The organism is Streptomyces sp. NPDC005784, assembly GCF_042871525.1.
In the GTDB taxonomy this organism is placed as follows: Bacteria; Actinomycetota; Actinomycetes; order Streptomycetales; family Streptomycetaceae; genus Streptomyces.
Genome location: NZ_JBIAIQ010000001.1, coordinates 96,145 through 115,902 on the forward strand (window position 1 = coordinate 96,145; position 19,758 = coordinate 115,902).

The following is a 19,758-nucleotide window of genomic DNA, read 5'->3' on the forward strand; positions in this document are numbered from 1 at the left end:
CGCGGAGGGAGGGTCCGCCTTCCCGGCGGACCGCTCCGTGGTGATCAGTGTCGTCGGTACGGGCACGGGGGCACCGCTGTCCCCGGAGGCGGGGGGTGTGCTCGCCGGGGCCGGGCTGGTCGTGGGTGCCCGGAGGCATCTGACGGCGGCCCGGCTGCCGGAGCGGGCGGAGCAGGTGGTGCTCGGGCCGCTGGCACCGGCGCTGGACCGCATCGAGCGGTACGCGGACGACGGGGCGCCCGGGGGCCCGGTGGTGGTGCTCGCGTCGGGCGACCCCGGGTTCTTCGGGATCGTGCGGGCGCTGGCCGAGCGGTTCGGGGCCGAGCGGCTGGACGTCCGCCCCGGTGTCTCGTCCGTGTCGACCGCGTTCGCCCGGCTCGGACTGCCCTGGGACGACGCGGTGGTGGTCAGCGCGCACGGGCGTGATCTTCGTACGGCCGTCCAGATCTGCCGGTCGCAGCCCAAGGTGGCCGTGCTGACCGGTCCCGGGTCCGGGCCCGCCGAGCTGGGCGCCGCCCTCGCTCACCCCGGCGCGGAGCGCGTCCTGGTCGTGGCGAGCGCCCTCGGTGACCCGGAGCGCGAGCGCGTCGAGCGGGTCACGCCCGCCGAGGCCGCCGCCCGTGACTGGGGCACGGCGGTCAGCGTCGTACTGTGCCTGGACGAGTCGCGGACCCTGGCTCCCGTGCGGACCGTCGCCGGGCCGGTTGCCGGGCCCGACCGATGGGCCCTGGACGAGGGCGAGTTCGCCCACCGCGACTCGATGATCAGCAAGTTCGAGGTGCGGGCGCTGGCGCTGGCCCGGATCGGGCCGCGGCTGGGCGAGCTGGTCTGGGACGTCGGCGCGGGCTCCGGTTCCGTCGCCGTCGAGTGCGCGCGGTTCGGCGCCGCGGTGACCGCCGTCGAGAAGACCCGGGACGGCTGCGACCGCATCCGTGCCAACGCCGCCGCGCACGGCGTGGACGTGCGGGTGGTGCACGGGGCCGCGCCCACGGTGCTGTCCGGCCTGGACGATCCGGACGCGGTGTTCATCGGTGGCGGCGGACGTGAACTGCCCGCCATCGTCACGGAATGCGCGCGCCGGGCCCGGCGGGCCGTCGTGATCGCGATGGCCTCGCTCGACCGGGTGCCGACCACCCGGGACGCGCTCACCGCCGCCGGATTCACCTGCGACGGCGTCCTGTTGCAGTCCTCGCGGCTCGCCCCGCTGCCGGGCGACGTCTCCCGGCTCGCGGCGACCAATCCCGTCTTTGTGCTGTGGGGCGTCCGGCCTCCGGCCCGTACCGAAGGAGTCCCCCAGTGATCGGCCTGATTTCCGCCACGGCGGCGGGCGCGGCGGCCCGTGACCGGCTCGCCGCGGCATGGTCCACGCGTACCCGGGTGTACGACGGGCCCGTGGCGGACGCCGTGCGGCGGGCCTTCGCGGAGTGCGACCAGATGGTGTGCTTCCTCGCCACGGGCGCGGTCGTACGGCTCGTCGCGCCGCTGCTCGTCGCCAAGGGGTCGGACCCCGGAGTGGTCTGCGTCGACGAGGCGGGACGGTTCGCCGTGTCGCTGGTCGGCGGTCACGCGGGCGGGGCGAACGAACTCGCCCGCGAGGTAGGTGAGTTGCTCGGTGCCGAGCCGGTGGTGACGACGGCGACCGACGCGGTGGGGGTGCCCGGTCTCGACACCCTGGGTTTCCCGGCGGAAGGGGATGTCGCCGGGGTCTCGCGGGCCATGCTGGACGGCGAACCGGTGCTGCTGGACACGGAGTTGAGCTGGCCGCTGCCCGCGCTGCCGCCGAACGTGGGGAGCCGGGCAGCGCAGGGGGCCGCCGTCGTTCGCGTCTCCGACCGCGACCGGGAACCCGCCGCGCGCGAGGTCGTCCTGCGGCCGCCGTCCCTCGTGGTCGGTGTCGGCGCCTCCCGGGGCGCGCCCGTGGACGAAGTCCTCGGCCTCGTCGGGGACGCCCTGCGGGAAGCCGGTCTTTCCGTCAGGTCGGTGGCCGAACTCGCCACCGTGGACGCCAAGTCCGAGGAGCCCGGCATCCTCGGGGCCGCCGCGCGGCTCGGGGTCCCGGTCGTCACGTACAGCGCCGGGGAGCTGGCGGCGGTGGCGGTCCCGAACCCCTCCGACGCGCCGCTCGCCGCCGTCGGAACGCCCTCCGTGGCGGAGGCCGCCGCGCTGGTGGGCGGGGGTGAACTCCTCGTCCCCAAGCGGAAGTCGGTACGCGCGGACGGGCAGCCCGCGATGGCGACCTGCGCGATCGTGCGCCGGCCGGCCCGCGGACGGCTCGCGGTCGTGGGCCTCGGCCCCGGAGCCCGCGATCTGCTGACCCCGCGCGCGACGGCGGAGCTGCGGCGGGCCGCGGTGCTCGTCGGGCTCGACCAGTACGTCGACCAGATCCGCGACCTGCTGCGGCCCGGCACGCTGATCCTGGAGTCGGGGCTCGGTGCCGAGGAGGAGCGGGCGCGCACGGCGGTCGCCGAAGCGCGCCGCGGGCAGGCCGTCGCGCTGATCGGCAGCGGCGACGCGGGCGTGTACGCGATGGCGTCGCCCGCGCTGGCCGAGGCGTCCGACGACATCGACGTCGTCGGGGTGCCGGGGGTGACGGCGGCCCTCGCGGCCGCGGCGATCCTGGGCGCGCCGCTCGGCCACGACCATGTGTCGATCAGCCTGTCCGACCTGCACACGCCGTGGGAGGTCATCGAGCGCCGGGTGCGCGCGGCGGCCGAGGCCGACATCGTCGTGACCTTCTACAACCCGCGCAGCCGGGGCCGCGACTGGCAGCTTCCCAAGGCGCTCGCGATCCTCGCGGAGCACCGGGAGCCGACGACGCCGGTGGGTGTGGTGCGCAACGCCTCCCGCCCGGACGAGTCGAGCCGGGTCACGACGCTGGGGTCCCTGGATCCGGCGATCGTCGACATGATGACGGTGGTGACCGTGGGCAACACGGCGACCCGTGAGATCGCCGGGCGCATGGTGACACCGCGCGGCTACCGCTGGCAGGAGGAACCCAATTGAACCCTCCTCCTCGCGAACGAGGAGGATTCCTGGCTCACGCTGCTCGGTCGCTCGGCGAACAATCGAGTCTTCCGCGATCAACACCAGCCGGGTTGGAACCAGCCCGGTTTCCCCAAGGATTGGAGGTTGCTGTGCTGGCTTGGTTCTCGCTCAGCACGCGACGACGCTACCACCGGGAGGCCCGGTGAACCGCGTGATTCACCCGATCGAGCAGGAGTCCTTCCGGCGGCTGCGGGCCCGCCTGGACACCTCGCACTTTCCGCCGCTGACGCGCGCGGTGGTGGAGCGGGTGATCCACTCCGCCGCCGACCTGGAGTACGCGGACGACCTCGTCACCGACGAGGACGTCCTGCTGCGGGCGCACGCGGCCCTGCACGCCGGGGCGCCCGTCGTGGTGGACGTCGAGATGGTGGCCGCGGGCATCACGCGCCGCGCCACCGTCTGCCGTCTCAAGGACGCCGAGGCGGGCCCCGGCCTGACGCGTTCGGCGCACGCGGTCCGGCTCGCCTACGAGCAGGTCGGGCCCGGCGCGCTGTGGGTGATCGGCTGCGCGCCCACCGCGCTGGAGGAGTTGCTGCGGCTGGACGCCGGTCCGGCGCTCGTGATCGGTCTGCCCGTCGGGTTCGTCGGCGCGGCCGAGTCCAAGGCAGCGCTCCGCGAGAGCGGGCTGCCCGCTGTCAGCAACGTGTCCGAGAAGGGCGGTTCGGCGGTCGCGGCCGCCGCGCTCAACGCCCTGCTGTACCACCCTGTTCCGCAGGCCGACCAGGCCGCAAAGACCGTGCGGGCCGACCAGGCCGCAAAAACCGCCCGGGCCGACCGGGCCTCGACGACCGCTGAGGCCACCTCGGCCGCCAAGGAGACATCGTGACCACCCCGCCCCCCGCGCTGCTCATCGCCGGACACGGCACCCGGGACGAGGCCGGAGCCGAGGCCTTCCGTTCCTTCGTACGGGAGTTGGGGCGCCGCCATCCCGAACTGCCCGTCGCCGGGGGGTTCATCGAGCTGTCGCCGCCACCGCTGGGCGACGCCGTGAGCGAACTCGTCGAGCAGGGGGTACGGCGTTTCGCCGCCGTACCGCTGATGCTGGTGTCCGCCGGGCACGCCAAGGGCGACATCCCGGCGGCGCTGAGCCGCGAGAAGGAGCGGCACCCCGGGATCTCCTACACGTACGGGCGTCCGCTGGGCCCGCATCCGTCGCTACTCGCCGTGCTGGAGCGACGCCTCGACGACGCCCTGGGCGGCGGCGCCCGGACCCCCGAGGAGCGGGCCGAGGTGACGGTGCTGCTCGTGGGTCGCGGGTCCACCGACCCGGACGCCAACGCCGAGGTGCACAAGGCCGCGCGGTTGCTGTGGGAGGGCCGGGGGTACGCGGGCGTCGAGACGGCGTTCGTGTCCCTGGCGGCGCCGGACGTGCCGTCCGGTCTCGACCGCTGTGTGAAGCTGGGCGCGCGCCGGATCGTGGTCCTGCCCTACTTCCTGTTCACCGGTATCCTCCCGGACCGGGTGCGGCGGCAGACCGAGGACTGGGCGTCCGCGCACCCGCAGGTCGAGGTGGGCTCCGCCGAGGTCATCGGTCCCGAGCCCGAGCTGCTCGACCTGGTCATGGAGCGCTACCGGGAGGCGGTGAAGGGCGACCTGCGGATGAACTGCGACTCCTGCGTCTACCGGATCGCGCTGCCCGGCTTCGAGGACAAGGTGGGGCTCCCCCAGCAGCCGCACTTCCACCCGGACGACGACGGCCACCACGACGGCCAGGGTCACCAGGACGGACACGGTCACCACCATCACGGGGGGCACACGCATACCCATGCGCACTGAAGAGGCCGCCGAGGGCGGGCACGATCTGCGGCACCACGGGGACGCCGAGGTGCGCGACGACGGTTCCAATCTCACCGATCTCGCCGTGAACGTCCGCGCCGACACCCCGCCCGCGTGGCTGCTCGACCGGATCGCCGCGTCGCTGCCGGGGCTCGCGGTCTACCCGGACGGGCGGGCCGCGCGGGCCGCGGTGGCGGCGCGGCACGGGCTGCCGGTGGAGCGGGTGCTGCTCACGGCGGGCGCGGCCGAGGCCTTCGTGCTGCTCGCGCGCGCTCTGGAGGTACGTCGGCCGGTCGTCGTGCATCCGCAGTTCACGGAGCCGGAGGCCGCGCTGCGCGATGCCGGCCACCCGGTGGGCCGCGTCCTGCTGCGCGAGGAGGACGGATTCCGGCTCGACGCGGCCGCCGTCCCCGAGGACGCCGACCTCGTCGTGATCGGCAATCCGACGAATCCGACGTCGGTCCTGCATCCGGCGGAGGCCATTGCCGAACTGGCCCGCCCCGGGCGGGTGCTGGTGGTCGACGAGGCGTTCATGGACGCGGTGCCGGGTGAGCGCGAGGCGCTGGCCGGGCGGACGGACGTGCCCGGACTCGTCGTGCTGCGCAGTCTCACGAAGACGTGGGGTCTTGCGGGGCTGCGGATCGGCTATGTGCTCGCCGATCCCGGGACGATCGCCCGACTGGAGCGCGCCCAGCCGCTCTGGCCGGTCTCCACGCCCGCGCTCGCGGCGGCCGAGGTCTGCATGTCCTCGCAGGCGCTCGCGGAGGCGGCGCACGCGGCGCGGCGGATCGCCACGGACCGGGCCCATCTGGTGGCGGGACTGCGGGAGTTCGGCTGCTCCGACGGGCTGCACGTGGTGGAGCCGGCGGAGGGCCCCTTCGTCCTGGTCCGGCTGCCGCGGGCCGCCGGGGTGCGCCGGGTTCTTCGCGATCTCGGGTTCGCGGTGCGGCGCGGGGACACGTTTCCCGGGCTCGGGGACGAGTGGCTGCGGGTCGCGGTGCGGAACCGGGCGACGGTCAACCGGTTCCTGCAGGCGCTGGACCGGGCGATGACCGTGAGCGGAAGCGGAGGCGGGGCACCGGTTGTTCCGCCCCGGCAGCCCCCGCCGTCCCCCTGGTGACCTGGCGGCCCCGGGTGGCTCCGCCGTCCTGTGGCCCCGGGGAGCCCCCGCTGTCTCTGCAGCCCTGGCGGCCGGCGCCCGGCCCGTGTCCGGAGCCATCGCCCGACACGGAGATCTGGAGCCGCCGCCCCGGACCTCCGTGTCGGCCTCAACGGCCCTGAACGGCTGGTCCTCGGACGCCGGACGGGCTGAGACTGTTCAGCCCGTCCGGCGTCCGAGGAGCGGGGTCCGGGCGGAGCACCCTGCTGCGGAGCAAGGGGCGGCGGGAACCCGGCGGGCCGTCAGCCTCGGCGGCGCCGGGAGAGGACGACCGCTCCACCGCCCGCGGCGAGCAGCGCCACCGCGCCACCGGCCAGATACGGCGTCATTGAACTGGCCCCGGTCTCGGCGAGCCCTTCCTCCACGGGAGCGCCCTGCGGTGTCACCTCGGCCACCGGGTCGGAGGCCTCGGAGGGGCCTGCGGGTGCGGCCTCCTGTGCGACGGGCGCCGCCGGTGACTCGCAGGTGGCCTTCGCCAGCGTCAGGGTGCCTTCCACCTCGGCCACGTTCAGCTTCAACGGGTTGATGGACACCTTGAGTTCGAGTGCGGACGCGGCGGCCGTCCGGGACGTGGTCTCGGTCTTTGAGAGGTCGAGCCGCACCTCGCCGACCCCGGGGACCTTCACATGCGTCGGGCCGCCCGTCGTCAGCGTGACCTTCTTGCCGAGGACGGTGACGGATCCCAGCAGGTTGGCGGTGGCGACGGGCTTCTTCCCGGCCTCGCAGGTCGCCTTCGAGGTCACGTCCTGGACCTCGATGAGCGACAGCAGCGGCAGCCCGGGGACATGGACGGCGGCGTGCGCGAGGCGGGTGGAGCCCTCGGCCTTCCCGGCGGAGACGGTGGCCTCGGCGGTGGCGACCTCCGCGCGCAGCACACTGAACGGTCGTCCGTGGTCGACTCCGTCCAACCGGGCGGTGAGCGCGGTCTTCTCGGCACTCTGCGGTGCCCGCACCTCGTTCAGGGAGACCGCGAGCGGGACGTCCACGGTCTTGTTGAGGAGGGACACGTCGAGTCCGGTGCGGAGCACGACGGCGCTCGCGCGACCGTGGTCATTGGTCGCGTGGGCGGAGCCCGCTTCGGCCAGCGCGGTGGGACCCGCGGCAAGGACGGTGGCGGCCGCGGTGACGGCGAACCGGCGTGCGGGCATGCGGTGGTTGATGCTGTTCAAGGGTGGGACCCCCATAGGAGAAAGCCTGGGACCCCGAAAGAATTACGCACTGAGAGTGAACAGTCAGCCACCTGAAGTGAGTTCACTCCATCGTGGGTTTTTCGCGCACACCTTCGAATCTCGAGGTACGGCTGTTCTCCACCGTCACTCGATCAACACCCCTGGACGAACGCGCTGGTTGACGCGCCGGTTGATGACGGATTGAGGCGCCGGAGCGCGACCAGAGGTGCGTAACGAGCACGCCACCCCGATCGTCACGCTCCGTCAACCAAGCACATGTCAGCAACGTGGCCGGTATCAGCCGTACCAGCCGTATCCACCGCGCGAGCCGGGTGGGACGGGTCAGCCGACGATCCGCCCATGGAGGACCACCCGTCGCGGAGCCGCCAGGACCCGTACGTCCGCGCGCGGGTCCCCCTCGTAGACCACGAGGTCCGCGGGTGCTCCCTCGTCGAGACCGGGCCGCCCGAGCCAGCTCCGGGCGCCCCAGGCGGTGGCGGAGAGCGCCTCGACGGGCGGGATGCCCGCGGTGACGAGCTCGGCGACCTCGGCCGCGACCAGGCCGTGCGCGAGGGAGCCGCCCGCGTCGGTGCCGACGTAGACCGGGATGCCGGCGTCGTACGCGGCGCGCACGGTGTCGTAGCGGCGCTCGTGCAGACGTCGCATGTGGGCGGACCACTGGGGGAACTTGGCCTCGCCGCCGGCCGCGAGGTGCGGGAAGGTCGCGATGTTCACGAGGGTCGGGACGATGGCGACACCCCGCTCGGCGAAGAGCGGGACGGTGTCCTCGGTGAGGCCGGTGGCGTGCTCGATGCAGTCGATGCCCGCCTCGACCAGGTCGCGGAGCGAGTCCTCGGCGAAGCAGTGCGCGGTGACCCGGGCGCCGAGCCGGTGCGCCTCGGCGATCGCCGCCTCGACGGCCTCGCGCGGCCAGCAGGCGCTCAGATCGCCGGTGCCGCGGTCGAGCCAGTCCCCGACGAGCTTGACCCAGCCGTCGCCGCGCCGGGCCTCCTGGGCGACGTACGCGACCAGGTCCTCGGGCTCGATCTCGTGGGCGTAGTTGCGGATGTAACGGCGGGTGCGGGCGATGTGCCGGCCCGCGCGGACGATCTTCGGGAGGTCGTCGCGGTCGTCGATCCAGCGGGTGTCGGAGGGCGAGCCGGCGTCCCGGATCAGGAGGGTGCCGGCGTCGCGGTCGGTCAGCGCCTGCTTCTCGGAGACGTCCGCCGGGACCGGGCCGTGGGCGTCGAGCCCGACATGACAGTGCGCGTCGACGAGGCCGGGCAGTGCCCAGCCCTCGACGGTGCGCAGGTCACGGGCGCCGCCGGGGCGCTCGTAGGAGATCCGGCCGCCGACGACCCACAGCTCGTCGCGGACGTCGTCGGGTCCGACCAGGACCCGCCCCTTCACGTGCAGTACCGGGTGATCGCTCATGAATGCACCTTATTAAGACGGCACCCCGTCCTCGCCCACCCGGTCCCACTCCTCCCGCGCCCGCCCGGTCCTACTCCTACTCCTCGTCCGGCCGGTCGGGTGTCCTGTCCTCGACGTCCGCCCTCGCCGGGTCGAGCAGTCGGGAGAGGAAGTGCCGTGTCCGCTCGTGGGCCGGGTTGCCGATGACCTGCGCCGGGACGCCTTCCTCGACGATCACGCCGCCGTCCATGAAGACGACCCGGTCGGCGACCTCGCGCGCGAAGGACATCTCGTGGGTGACGACCATCATCGTCATGCCCTCGTCGGCGAGCATGCGCATGACCGCGAGCACGTCGCCGACGAGTTCGGGGTCGAGCGCCGACGTCGGCTCGTCGAAGAGCATCACGTCGGGTCCCATCGCGAGCGCGCGGGCGATCGCGACGCGCTGTTGCTGGCCGCCGGAGAGCGAGGCCGGATAGGCGTCGGCCTTCTCCGCGAGGCCCACCCGGGTGAGGTTCTCGGCGGCGATCCGGGCCGCCTCCGTCTTGTCCCGGCCGAGCACCCGACGCTGCGGCAGCGTGAGGTTGCCGGTCACCGACAGATGGGGGAAGAGGTTGAACTGCTGGAAGACCATGCCGATACGGCGGCGTACGGCGTCGATGTCGACATCGGGGTGCGTGACCTCCGTACCGCCGACGAACACCTGGCCCTTGCTGGGCTCCTCCAGGAGGTTCACGCAGCGCAGCAGGGTCGACTTGCCGGAGCCGGACGGGCCGATGACACACACGACCTCGCCCTGCCCGACCTCCAGGTCGATGCCGCGCAGCACCTCGTTGTCGCCGAAGGACTTGTGGAGGTCCTTCACCTGGATCTCGGGGGTGGTCACTTGGTGGCCTCCTTCCTCTTGGCTTCGAGACGTCGCGCGAGGAAGCCGAGCGGGATCGTGACCAGCAGGTAGCACAGACCCGCGACCAGGATCGGCGTGGAGTTGGCGGTCGTGCTGGCCAGGTCGCGGCCGTACTTGGACAGTTCGCGCTCCTCCAGGGTGACGCCGAGGAAGAGCACCAGCGAGGAGTCCTTGAAGAGGGTCACGAGTTCGTTGGTGAGCGGCGGAATGATGATCCGGAACGCCTGCGGGACGATGATCGAGACCATGGCCCGCGCCTGCGAGAAGCCCAGCGAACGGGCCGCCTCCATCTGCCCCTTGGGCACGGCCTGGATGCCCGCGCGGAAGGTCTCGGCCATGTACGCGGCCCCCACCAGACCGAGCGCGATGGCGACCTTGCCGTACGTTCCGCCCGGGATCTCCGTGCCCGGGAACGCGAGCGGTACCGCGACGCCCACGAAGATGAAGATCACCAAGGCGGGCAGACCGCGGAAGACTTCGATGTAGATTCCGGCCGCCCAGCGGTAGGGGCCCACCGACGACAGGCGCATCAGGGCGATGACGATGCCCAGCACGAGTCCGACGACGAAACCGAACGTCGTGTAGAGGACGGTGTTCTTCAACGCCAGCGTGATGACTTCCGGGAACATCTGCTTGACCAGGTCCCACTGGAAGAACTGGTTCTTCAGACGGCCCCAGTCCGCCGTGACCGCGAAGGCGATCACGACGGCGACGAAGACGACGTACTGCGCGCCGCGCGAGAGCGAGCGCTTCTGGCGCCGGCTCAGGCCGGACCTGCGGGGCTGGAGGGGTGTGTCGGCACCACTCATGAGGCGGACGGCGAGGCGGAGGCCGCGGCCGCGTCGTACGGGCCGATCCACTGCTCGTAGAGCTTCTTGTACGTGCCGTCGGCCTTCGCGTCCTTGATGGCCTTGTTGATGGCCGCTACGAGCTTGGTGTTGCCCTTCTTCACCGTGAAGCCGTACTGCTCACCGGTGTTGAGGTTGTCGGCCACCTTGAAGGCGTCGGCGTTGGCCTTGTCCTTCAGCCAGCCCTGGATGACCGGGTAGTCGATGATGACAGCCTGCACCTGACCGCTGCGCAGCCCGCTGAGGACCGCGTCGGAGGACTCGAAGGAGACCGGGTCGAAGCCCTGCTTCTTGGCGTAGTCCTCGCCCGTGGTCTGCGCCTGGGCGCCGAGCTTCTTGCCCTTCGCCTTGACGTCGGCGAGGGAGGTGATGCCGCTGTCCTTGGCGACCAGGACACCTTGGGTGGCGTCGAAGTACGGGTCGGAGAAGTCGACGTTCTTCTTGCGCTCCGGGGTGATCGTCATACCGGCCGCCGCGAGGTCGCACTGCTCGGAGTTGAGGAACGCGCCCGTCTTGAAGTTCTCGAAGGGCGTGTCGACGATGGCCTGCTTCACGCCCAGGTCCTTGGCGACCAGGTCGATGAGCGAGACGTCGAAGCCCTGCACCTTTCCGTCGATCTCCGACTGGAAGGGCGGGTACGGCAGGTGGGTGCACGTCGTGAGCTGACCGCTCTTGACCAGCGGGACCCCGCCCGCGGTGGTGGTCTTGCCGCCCCCGCTGTCCGAGGAGCAGCCGGCCACGAGCAGCAGCCCTGCCGTGGCGGTGGTGGCGGCCAGAAAGCGGGGCCGGCGTCCGAGGACCGAGTACACGGAGACCTCCAGTGGGGAGAACAGAGGGTTCTGATTATAAGGAAAGGTTTGAGTTGCTCAAATCAATCCGATGGCTGCTGGGCCGTCTGGCCTCAGAATTCGCCGGTCCGGGTACGCCGGGGGCCGCCGGTTACGCTCTGATCGTCGACCCCACCGTGAGCGAAGAGAGCACCACCGTGACCCACCCCTTCCTTGACCTGGCGCCGCTGAGCGCCGCCCGCTTCGCGTCGATCGAGGACCGTGTCGCCCGGCTGCTCTCCACCGAGCAGGACGTCGTGATCATGCAGGGCGAGGCACTGCTGCCCCTGGAAGGGGCCATCCGCGGCACGGCCGGTCCCGGCACCACCGCCCTGAACGTCATCACCGGCCCCTACGGCCAGACCTTCGGGAACTGGCTGCGGGACTGCGGGGCGACCGTGATCGATCTGGCGGTGCCGTTCCACACCGCGGTCACCGCCGAGCAGGTCCGTGAGGCCTTCGCCGAGCACCCGTCGATCGACTTCGTGTCGCTCGTGCACGCCGAGGCCGCCACCGGGAACACCAACCCCGTGGCGGAGATCGGCGAGGTCGTACGCGAGAGGGGCGCGCTCTTCTACCTGGACGCCGTCGCGTCGATCGGCGCCGAGCCGGTGCTGCCGGACGCCTGGGGCGTCGACCTGTGCGTGATCGGGGCGCAGAAGGCGATGGGCGGTCCCGCCGGGGTGTCGGCGGTGTCGGTGAGCGAACGGGCGTGGGCGCGGATGGCCGCGAACCCCGACGCGCCGCGCCGTTCCTACCTCTCCCTGCTGGACTGGAAGGAGCGATGGGTCGACGCAGGCCGCACCACGCTGCTGCACGCGCCGGCACAGCTGGAGATGCTGGCACTGGAGGCGTGTGTCGAGCGGATCGAGGGCGAGGGTCTCGAGGCGGTGATGGCCCGTCACGCCTCGGCCGCCGCGGCCACCCGGGCGGGAGCCGTGGCCCTCGGCGGGGGCCTCGCGCCGTATGTGGACGCAGCCTCCGACGCGGCGCCCGTCGCCACCACGCTGCGGGTGCCGGAGGACGCGGACGCGTCCGCCGTGGTCGCCAAGGCGCTGACCGCGGATCCCTCGCTGCCGCTCGCCGCGGGGGGCGGTGCTCTCGCGCAGTCGATGATCCGCGTGAACCACTACGGCCCCGACGCCACCCGGGGTGTCGTCCACTCCGCCCTCGCGGGCCTGGGCGCGGCGCTGGCCGAGTCCGGCTTCCCGGTGGACCTCGAAGGGGCGCGCCGGGCCGTGGCACTGGCCTGGGGCTGACCCCGAGGCGGCCGGCGGGGGCGTCCGCGCCTCCGCCGAGACGCGGAACCGCGGCCTGCCGGAACGCGGAACCCGGCCTATCAGGGCGCGGAAACCCGCCTCGGCGGGTGCGCCCCGAGACGTCGGGTCCCGGAATCCTGACGCGCAAATGCTACGGGAATTGGACTCCCCTTCATGCACTTATCCCGTCCTTAATTCTCGGCGAATTATTCGGCGCAGCTTCCCGGATTCTCCTGCCCGCTTCCCGTGCACCTAAACGCAAAGATTTCGCGAACGCCGGCGAAGCGATTCGGGCAGGTCACCTGCACATTTCACCACCGTGACGCACTCCACAACGCGCCCGCTTTCTGCGGTATTTCCCGGGCGAACCCACACATAGAGTCGCATGCAATGCCGACCTTCACGGGCGCGTGATAACACACGAGTGCGCCATACGTAACCCTGTCCGACGATGCAATTTGAACTTTCCGTCGGTAAATTCAATCCGCATGACCGCCGCCCACACAGACCTGTCAGCGGAATTCCTGGAAATGCCGGAGGGCCTTCGGATCGACCGTCCGGAGGTGGCCGACGGGGCCGCCCTCTGGCGTATCGCCAAGGACTCCCGAACCCTCGACCTGAACTCGTCGTACAGCTATCTGCTGTGGTGCCGTGACTTCGCCGGCACCTCGGCCGTGGCCCGTGACGCCGAGGGGCGGCCCGTCGGTTTCGTCACCGCGTACGTGCGTCCCGAGCGGCCCCGCACCCTCCTCGTGTGGCAGGTGGCCGTCGACGCGGCGCACCGGGGCCGCGGACTGGCCGCGCGACTCCTCGACGGGCTGACCTCGCGGGTGGCGGCCGAGCGCGGGCTGTCCGTCGTCGAGACGACCGTCACGCCGGGCAACACCGCCTCCGAGCGCCTGTTCACGTCGTACGCACGGCGTCATGGCGCGGCCGTCGAGCGCGAGGTGCTGTTCGAGACGGGCCAGTTCCCCGACGGACCGCACGACCCCGAAGTGCTGTACCGCATCGGCCCGTTCTCCCTCTGACCTTCGTCCTCGACCTTCGTCCTCGACCTTCGTCCTCCCGCACGATTCCCTCCCCCCATGTTCTTCCTCCCCTCGCTTTCTTCCTCCCCCCACGCACAGAGGAGCGATTCGCCGTGACCATCACCCAGCCCGACCTGAGCGTCTTCGAGACCCTGGAGTCGGAGGTGCGCAGCTACTGCCGCAACTGGCCCACCGTCTTCGACCGGGCCCGGGGCAGCCGGATGTACGACGAGGACGGCCACGAGTACCTCGACTTCTTCGCCGGTGCCGGGTCCCTGAACTACGGACACAACAACCCCGTGCTCAAACGGGCCCTGATCGACTACCTGGAACGCGACGGCGTCACCCACGGACTCGACATGTCGACGACCGCCAAGCGCGGCTTCCTGGAGGCTTTCCAGAACCTGGTGCTGCGGCCGCGCGATCTGCCGTACAAGGTGATGTTCCCCGGGCCGACCGGCACCAACGCCGTCGAGTCCGCGCTGAAGCTCGCGCGGAAGGTGAAGGGGCGCGAGTCGATCGTGTCGTTCACCAACGCCTTCCACGGGATGTCGCTCGGCTCGCTCGCCGTGACCGGCAACGCCTTCAAGCGGGCCGGCGCCGGTGTCCCGCTGGTGCACGGCACCCCGATGCCGTTCGACAACTACTTCGACGGCCAGGTCCCGGACTTCCTGTGGTTCGAACGGCTCCTGGAGGACCAGGGCTCGGGGCTCAACCAGCCCGCCGCGGTGATCGTCGAGACCGTGCAGGGCGAGGGCGGCATCAACGTCGCGCGGCCCGAGTGGCTGCGCGCCCTCGCCGACCTGTGCCGACGCCGCGACATGCTGCTGATCGTCGACGACATCCAGATGGGCTGCGGGCGGACCGGCGCGTTCTTCTCCTTCGAGGAGGCGGGCGTCGTGCCCGACATCGTGACCGTCTCCAAGTCCATCAGCGGGTACGGGCTGCCGATGTCGCTCTGCCTGTTCAAGCCGGAACTCGACATCTGGGAGCCGGGCGAGCACAACGGCACCTTCCGCGGCAACAACCCGGCGTTCGTCACGGCCGCCGCCGCCCTGGAGACCTACTGGGCCGACGGCTCCGCCATGGAGAAGCAGACCCGCGCCCGCGGCGAGCAGATCGAACAGGCGCTGATCTCCATAACCGAGGAGAACCTCGCCGACATCAAGGAGTACCGGGGCCGCGGGCTCGTCTGGGGCATCGAGTTCAAGGACAAGGCCCGCGCCGGACGCGTCGCCCATCGCGCCTTCGAACTCGGGCTGCTCATCGAGACGTCCGGCCCCGAGAGCGAGGTCGTGAAACTGCTGCCCGCGCTCACCATCACCCCCGACGAGCTCGACGAGGGCCTGCGCACCCTCGCCCGCGCCGTCGGCGAGACCGCCTGACCGGCCGCCCGAGAGACCCGGGCAGCGCGAGACACACGAGAAGCACGAGAGAGAGGCATCGCACCACCGTGATAGTCCGTTCGATCAAGGATGTCGAAGGCACCGACCGGCATGTGAAGGCGGCCACCGGCACCTGGGAGAGCAAGCGCATCGTCCTCGCCAAGGAGAAGGCCGGCTTCTCGCTGCACGAGACGATCCTGTACGCGGGTACGGAGACACGGATGTGGTACGCGAACCACATCGAGGCCGTCCTCTGTGTGGAGGGCGAAGCCCAACTCACCAACGAGGAGACCGGCGAGAAGCACGAGATCGAGCCCGGGACGATGTATCTGCTGGACGGCCACGAGCGCCACACCCTGCGTCCCAGGACCGACTTCCGATGCGTCTGCGTCTTCAACCCGCCCGTCACCGGACGGGAGGACCACGACGAGAACGGCGTCTACCATTCCTAGAGACTGAGCGGGAGTGAGTCCTGTTGCCAGAACCTACGCTCAGTCGAACGCCCCAGATGGTGTTGGACGTTCTGGTCTCCCGCGTTCGCTCCGCGTCCGGGCGGCACGGATCGTGTCCGTGGTCCGGGAATGCGGGGGCGGGGTCCCTCACGCCCCGGGGTACCCGGCCGGGCCTGGACGGTCCGATGCCCCGCACGATCACTCCGGTCGTGCGGGGGCGGTGCCGTCCGACGCCTGACCGGATGCCCCAGGGCGCGCCTTCCGATAGCCACGGCTGCCGCGTCGTGGCGGGAGATTCTGCGGTTGTTGCTGGTGAGGGGTTTCTGCCAGTGCTGGGCACCCCACCTGCTGGTGTAGGCGGGGTCGACCGCCACCACCGGGATACCGAGTTCGGCGGCCATCGATACCAGGCGGGCGCGCAGCCGGGCCACGGGCATCCCGGAGATCAGCTGGCGGAAGCGTTTGTGGCGGCCGTGTTTCTCGCGGCTCGTCTCGGCGGTGAAGTCGAGGTCCTCGACCGCAATGGCGAGATGGTGGCGTCCGGCCCAGTGCAGCAGACGGGTGAGGGCGTGGCGTACCTGTGCGTCGCGGTGCTGTGTGGTGCCGGTGAGGGTGTAGTCGAAGCGGCGCGGGGCGCCGACCGGATTGCCGTGCACATCCAGCCGCCAGGCCGCCAGGTGATCGGTGTTGGTGTCGACACCGATCAGACCACCGCCCCGTACGCCGCTCAGGGGCACGCTCTGGACAGGTGGGATGGTCCAAGAGGCAGTCAAATACCAGCGGTTGCGGCCGGTGTCCTCGTGGATGCGGTAGGCCACCGCCCGGTTCGTCTCGACGCGGTCACGCCACGTCTCGCCCCGGTGTGCGAAAGACACCCGCGCGGCGAGGAGGTAGCGGCCGTGCGGAGCGTTGGCGAGGTGGGCGAGCGGGGCCGGGAGTTTGATGCTGACCTGACCGTCGGGGCTGACCCGGATGGTCTCGTTGCCGTACCGCTTCCCGGACTCGCCGTCCGCCTGCAGGAACCGGCGTGCCGCCTTCCACCGCGCACGCCATTGCGGCTCGGTGAGCTGCGCCTGTTCCAGGTGGTGGCGGGTGTTGAGCAGCTGTTTCCCGCCCCGCACCACCCGCACCCGCCCGGCCGCCCAGTCGGCCTTGGCGGCAGCCAGCCGATCCTCCAACACCCCCATCCGACGCGCCTTGGCATGCCACTCCCGCCGGCTCCGATATCCACCCGGAGCCCGCTTCGAACCCTTCTCGCCGAGGGTCAGGGACAGCCGGTGCCGGATCGTGCTCACCCCGGCTTCCAACTGCCGGATGTGCGCGGCCAGACCGCGCCGGGCCAGCGCCCACAGGTCATGAGTGGCCTTCGTCAACGACCCCGCCCAACGGGAAGAGGACTCCGCGGTCAGGACGCGTTTACGCCGCGCCCATCGCTCGCTGTCGTGGTCTGCTCCGGCCGCGCACCGCGCCTGCAGGTCCTGGGAAGCCAGCGAACCCAGATGGTCGCCGACCATGCGCAGCACCTTCTCGTCCCCGGCGGCCAGTCCCTTGAGCCGGTCACGGACCGCGACACCCGACGGGCCGGGCACCACGAACGACGCCCCAACCTTCCGCAACCCGCTCACCCCCGCCCAGCCCGAAGATCCCGTCACCCCACCCAACGACCACAGGCCCCAACGGTTACGCATTCGAGGCAAGAACTCCCGTTCCCACCGGAGCGGACTCCGCGCGATCCACCGTCGAGACGCTCACCCATGTGCGCCAGAACACACACAAACGCAGTCAACGAGCAACGGCTCCCAACCCCCTGCTCACCGAACCCGAAGAGGTGTGACACACCGATGACCACGCTCACCGATCTGTACCCCAGCCGAGGCGCCACCGAAGCGGCGCTGCCCCGCCGGGACCCGGTCGTCTGGGGCCCGCCGGGCGAACCCGGCCCGGTCACCCTGCCCGAACTCCAGGCGTACGAGCGCGACGGATTCCTCCCTGTCGAGGAACTGATCACCGAGGACGAGGTCGCCGTCTACCGGCAGGAGCTGGAGCGGCTCGTCACCGATCCGGCGATCCGCGCCGACGAGCGCTCGATCGTCGAGCCGAGGACGCGGGAGATCCGGTCCGTCTTCGAGGTGCACCGGATCAGCGAGATCTTCGCCCGTCTCGTGCGCGACGAGCGCGTCGTCGGCCGGGCCCGGCAGATCCTCGGCTCGGACGTGTACGTCCACCAGTCGCGGATCAACGTCAAGCCCGGATTCGGGGCCGGTGGCTTCTACTGGCACTCGGACTTCGAGACCTGGCACGCCGAGGACGGTCTGCCGAACATGCGGACCGTGTCCGTCTCGATCGCGCTGACCGAGAACTACGACACCAACGGCGGCCTGATGATCATGCCTGGGTCGCACCGGACGTTCCTCGGGTGTGCGGGGGCCACACCGAAGGACAACTACAAGCAGTCGCTCCAGATGCAGGACGCGGGAACACCCTCCGACGAGGCACTCACCCGCCTCGCGAGCCTGCACGGCATCAAGCTGTTCACGGGCCGGGCCGGTTCGGCGACCTGGTTCGACTGCAACTGCATGCACGGTTCGGGGGACAACATCACCCCGTTCCCGCGCAGCAACGTCTTCATCGTGTTCAACAGTGTGGAGAACGCGGCGGTGGAACCGTTCGCGGCCCCCGTGCGCAGGCCGGAGTTCATCGGGGCGCGGGACTTCACACCGGTGCGGTGACCTCCTCCCCGGGGTGACCACGGGGGCGAGGTGCCTACAGCCACGCCAGTGACGCGGCCCGTTCCAGTACGGCGCCGATCGCGGCGGCGTCCCCCGTCGCGCCCCGGGGCACCTCGCCGGGTTCGTACCGGCCGCCGACCAGCAGGCAGAAGTCGACCGGTTCCAGGACGAGTTCGGCCCGGACGGGCTCGTCCTCGGAACCGAGCACCCACTGCGCGTCGGGTCCCCCGCCGGCCACCGCGAACAGCACCGGGGGCGCTGCGGGACCGAGGGCCGTTCCGAGGACGCGCACCGCGAGCCGGACGAGCTGCCACAGATGGGGGTCGGGCGGCGGGGGCACGGCCGTCCCCAGGGCCCGTCCGATGTCGTCGGTGTGGATCCATGTCTCGAAGGCCCGCACGACGAAGTGGTCCGCGACGGGCAGCCGGGCGTCCATCAACGTGATGGCGTGCGCGGCCCGTTCGGGGTCCGTCGCCTCCGGTGCGGCCAGCAGCGCGCCGGCCTGGGCACTCCATGCGGCGACGGTCTCCTCGGGCGGGCGCCGGTGCTCGTACGCGATCACCTCGGCGGTCCGGGCGGCCCAGGCGTCGCGCCACGGCCTCTCCTCGGCTCCGGCCGGCTCCGGCAGCCGCGCCGCGAGACCGAGGCTCCGCGCCAACGGCTCGTCCGCCGCGATCAGATGGGCGACGGTGGCGTGCACGTCCCAGTCGTGCACGACCGGCGTGCCCCAGGGTCCCAGGCCCTCCACCTCCCGCAGCAGCGACCCGAGTCCGGCGACCGCGGCGGCGTAGGGGGCGGCGTGCCGGGCCACTCGGGGAGCGGCCGGGCGGGCGCGAAGGGCGAGGGCGAGGACGCCGTCGGCGGTGCCGTCCACCGGGACCGGGCGCCGCGGGCCGTCCAGCAGCCGTACCGTCTCGCGCAGCCGTTCCGCCTCCGCGGCGCAGGACTCGCACTCGGCCAGATGGAGCGGGACCGTCTTCTCGTCGGCGGGGGTCAGGGCGCCGACGGCCCAGGCCGCCAGCAGGTCCCGCATCCGTTCGTGGTGCGTGCTCATCGTGCGCCGCCCTTCCGGGTCGGATCCGGTACGGCGACCGGGCCTCGCCCCGCTGCGTCCAGCCTACGCACACGGGTCCCGGCCGGCAGCACCCGCGCCGCCATCACGCGCCCCGCTCCCACGCCGGATCGGGTGGGTCGGCGAGGGACTCGGCGAGTCTGCGCAGGGCGGCGCGCAGCCGGGTCTTCGCGGTGCCCTCCGGGATGCCCAGTTCGACGGCGGCCTGCCGGTAGGTGCGGCCCGCGAAGTAGGCGAGGTGGACCACCTCGCGCTGGGGCTGCGGGAGTTCGGCGAGCGCCGTGTGCAGCAGCAGTGAGCGCTCGCGGTCGACGACCGTCTCGTCGGGCCCCGGCGCGGCGTCCGGGACGGCCTGCAGCGCGGCGTCGTCGGCGTGGGCGTCCTTGCGGTGCCGGGCCTCACCGCGCACCCAGTCCACCGCCCGCCGGTGCGCGAGCATGGACAGCCAGGTGCGCAGCGTGCCCCGGCGGGCGTCGAAGGCGTACGGCCTGCTCCACAGCTGCGCGAAGACCTCCTGCGCGACGTCCTCGGCGGCCACCGGGCTGCGGGTGACCCGTACGGCGACCCGCCGGACCAGTCCGCCGTACGCGGCGTACACCTCGCCAAGCGCGGACTCGTCGCCGTACACCAGTCGTCGGTGCAACTCGGCGTCACTGAGCGTCGGTTCCACCCGCACCACCACCTCGTGG

Annotated in this window: 18 protein-coding genes; 10 read left to right on the plus strand and 8 right to left on the minus strand. The window is 71.8% G+C overall.

The features are described from left to right. Window positions 1–40: 40 nt before the first annotated feature. The 5 genes from cbiE (at window position 41) to cobC (ending at window position 5,941) form a co-directional block, all read left to right on the plus strand. The gene (cbiE, locus tag ACFYR3_RS00430; RefSeq protein WP_355843933.1) at window positions 41–1,300 is read left to right on the plus strand and encodes a precorrin-6y C5,15-methyltransferase (decarboxylating) subunit CbiE; all 1,260 of its coding nucleotides are present in this window, start codon (window positions 41–43) and stop codon (window positions 1,298–1,300) included. Then, window positions 1,297–3,003: a precorrin-3B C(17)-methyltransferase gene (gene cobJ / locus ACFYR3_RS00435; protein ID WP_355843693.1), complete on the plus strand. Its 1,707-nt coding sequence runs from the start codon at window positions 1,297–1,299 to the stop codon at window positions 3,001–3,003. Before cbiE ends, cobJ begins: the two co-directional genes overlap by 4 nt. Before the next feature lie 184 nt (window positions 3,004–3,187). After that, window positions 3,188–3,871 carry a precorrin-8X methylmutase gene (locus ACFYR3_RS00440; protein WP_355843690.1) on the plus strand — a complete coding sequence of 228 codons (684 nt, stop codon included), beginning with the start codon at window positions 3,188–3,190 and terminating at the stop codon, window positions 3,869–3,871. Then, complete coding sequence (locus tag ACFYR3_RS00445; RefSeq protein WP_355843687.1) at window positions 3,868–4,821, plus strand: sirohydrochlorin chelatase; 954 nt, start codon at window positions 3,868–3,870, stop codon at window positions 4,819–4,821. The genes ACFYR3_RS00440 and ACFYR3_RS00445 overlap by 4 nt, the downstream gene beginning before the upstream one ends. Beyond that, window positions 4,811–5,941: an Rv2231c family pyridoxal phosphate-dependent protein CobC gene (gene cobC, locus ACFYR3_RS00450; RefSeq protein WP_355843684.1), complete on the plus strand. Its 1,131-nt coding sequence runs from the start codon at window positions 4,811–4,813 to the stop codon at window positions 5,939–5,941. Before ACFYR3_RS00445 ends, cobC begins: the two co-directional genes overlap by 11 nt. Window positions 5,942–6,222: 281 nt before the next feature. On the opposite strand, the gene ACFYR3_RS00455 is transcribed toward cobC, so the two are convergent. The 5 genes from ACFYR3_RS00455 to ACFYR3_RS00475 all read right to left on the minus strand — a co-directional run bounded on the left by ACFYR3_RS00455 (window position 6,223) and on the right by ACFYR3_RS00475 (window position 11,126). Beyond that, entirely contained in the window at window positions 6,223–7,149 is a 927-nt protein-coding gene (locus tag ACFYR3_RS00455; protein ID WP_355843682.1) for an SCO1860 family LAETG-anchored protein, read from the minus strand. A gap of 342 nt (window positions 7,150–7,491) precedes the next feature. After that, a complete protein-coding gene (locus ACFYR3_RS00460) occupies window positions 7,492–8,583 on the minus strand; it encodes an amidohydrolase family protein (RefSeq protein WP_355843679.1) in 1,092 nt (363 codons plus the stop codon). Window positions 8,584–8,659: 76 nt separating this feature from the next. Next, on the minus strand, window positions 8,660–9,448 hold the full coding sequence (locus tag ACFYR3_RS00465) for an amino acid ABC transporter ATP-binding protein (protein ID WP_389280818.1): 789 nt from the start codon (window positions 9,446–9,448) through the stop codon (window positions 8,660–8,662). Next, window positions 9,445–10,278, minus strand: a complete 834-nt coding sequence (locus tag ACFYR3_RS00470; RefSeq protein ID WP_355843674.1) for an amino acid ABC transporter permease — start codon at window positions 10,276–10,278, stop codon at window positions 9,445–9,447. The genes ACFYR3_RS00465 and ACFYR3_RS00470 overlap by 4 nt, the downstream gene beginning before the upstream one ends. After that, window positions 10,275–11,126 (minus strand): transporter substrate-binding domain-containing protein, encoded by an 852-nt coding sequence (locus tag ACFYR3_RS00475; protein WP_389280820.1) that lies wholly within the window; start codon window positions 11,124–11,126, stop codon window positions 10,275–10,277. The genes ACFYR3_RS00470 and ACFYR3_RS00475 overlap by 4 nt, the downstream gene beginning before the upstream one ends. Before the next feature lie 176 nt (window positions 11,127–11,302). Here ACFYR3_RS00475 and ACFYR3_RS00480 point away from each other — a divergent pair, with 176 nt between their 5' ends. From ACFYR3_RS00480 to ACFYR3_RS00495, 4 genes are all read left to right on the plus strand, one after another. After that, on the plus strand, window positions 11,303–12,403 hold the full coding sequence (locus ACFYR3_RS00480) for a pyridoxal-phosphate-dependent aminotransferase family protein (RefSeq protein ID WP_389281210.1): 1,101 nt from the start codon (window positions 11,303–11,305) through the stop codon (window positions 12,401–12,403). A gap of 488 nt (window positions 12,404–12,891) precedes the next feature. Continuing rightward, complete coding sequence (gene ectA, locus ACFYR3_RS00485; protein WP_355843668.1) at window positions 12,892–13,431, plus strand: diaminobutyrate acetyltransferase; 540 nt, start codon at window positions 12,892–12,894, stop codon at window positions 13,429–13,431. Between the two features lie 113 nt (window positions 13,432–13,544). Then, window positions 13,545–14,816: a diaminobutyrate--2-oxoglutarate transaminase gene (gene ectB, locus ACFYR3_RS00490; protein WP_355843665.1), complete on the plus strand. Its 1,272-nt coding sequence runs from the start codon at window positions 13,545–13,547 to the stop codon at window positions 14,814–14,816. Between the two features lie 68 nt (window positions 14,817–14,884). Continuing rightward, window positions 14,885–15,268 (plus strand): ectoine synthase, encoded by a 384-nt coding sequence (locus ACFYR3_RS00495; RefSeq protein WP_355843662.1) that lies wholly within the window; start codon window positions 14,885–14,887, stop codon window positions 15,266–15,268. Here ACFYR3_RS00495 and ACFYR3_RS00500 read toward each other — a convergent pair. Beyond that, window positions 15,265–16,893: an IS200/IS605 family accessory protein TnpB-related protein gene (locus ACFYR3_RS00500; protein ID WP_389281212.1), complete on the minus strand. Its 1,629-nt coding sequence runs from the start codon at window positions 16,891–16,893 to the stop codon at window positions 15,265–15,267. The two genes, ACFYR3_RS00495 and ACFYR3_RS00500, sit on opposite strands and share 4 nt — an antisense overlap. Before the next feature lie 216 nt (window positions 16,894–17,109). Between ACFYR3_RS00500 and thpD the strand changes: the two genes are divergently transcribed. Beyond that, window positions 17,110–17,997 (plus strand): ectoine hydroxylase, encoded by an 888-nt coding sequence (gene thpD / locus ACFYR3_RS00505; RefSeq protein ID WP_389280823.1) that lies wholly within the window; start codon window positions 17,110–17,112, stop codon window positions 17,995–17,997. A 34-nt stretch (window positions 17,998–18,031) separates the two neighbouring features. Here the strand turns inward: thpD and ACFYR3_RS00510 are convergent, their stop codons facing one another. After that, the gene (locus tag ACFYR3_RS00510; RefSeq protein ID WP_389280825.1) at window positions 18,032–19,051 is read right to left on the minus strand and encodes a maleylpyruvate isomerase family mycothiol-dependent enzyme; all 1,020 of its coding nucleotides are present in this window, start codon (window positions 19,049–19,051) and stop codon (window positions 18,032–18,034) included. Between the two features lie 103 nt (window positions 19,052–19,154). Continuing rightward, window positions 19,155–19,751: a sigma-70 family RNA polymerase sigma factor gene (locus ACFYR3_RS00515; protein WP_355843654.1), complete on the minus strand. Its 597-nt coding sequence runs from the start codon at window positions 19,749–19,751 to the stop codon at window positions 19,155–19,157. Window positions 19,752–19,758 lie beyond the last annotated feature (7 nt).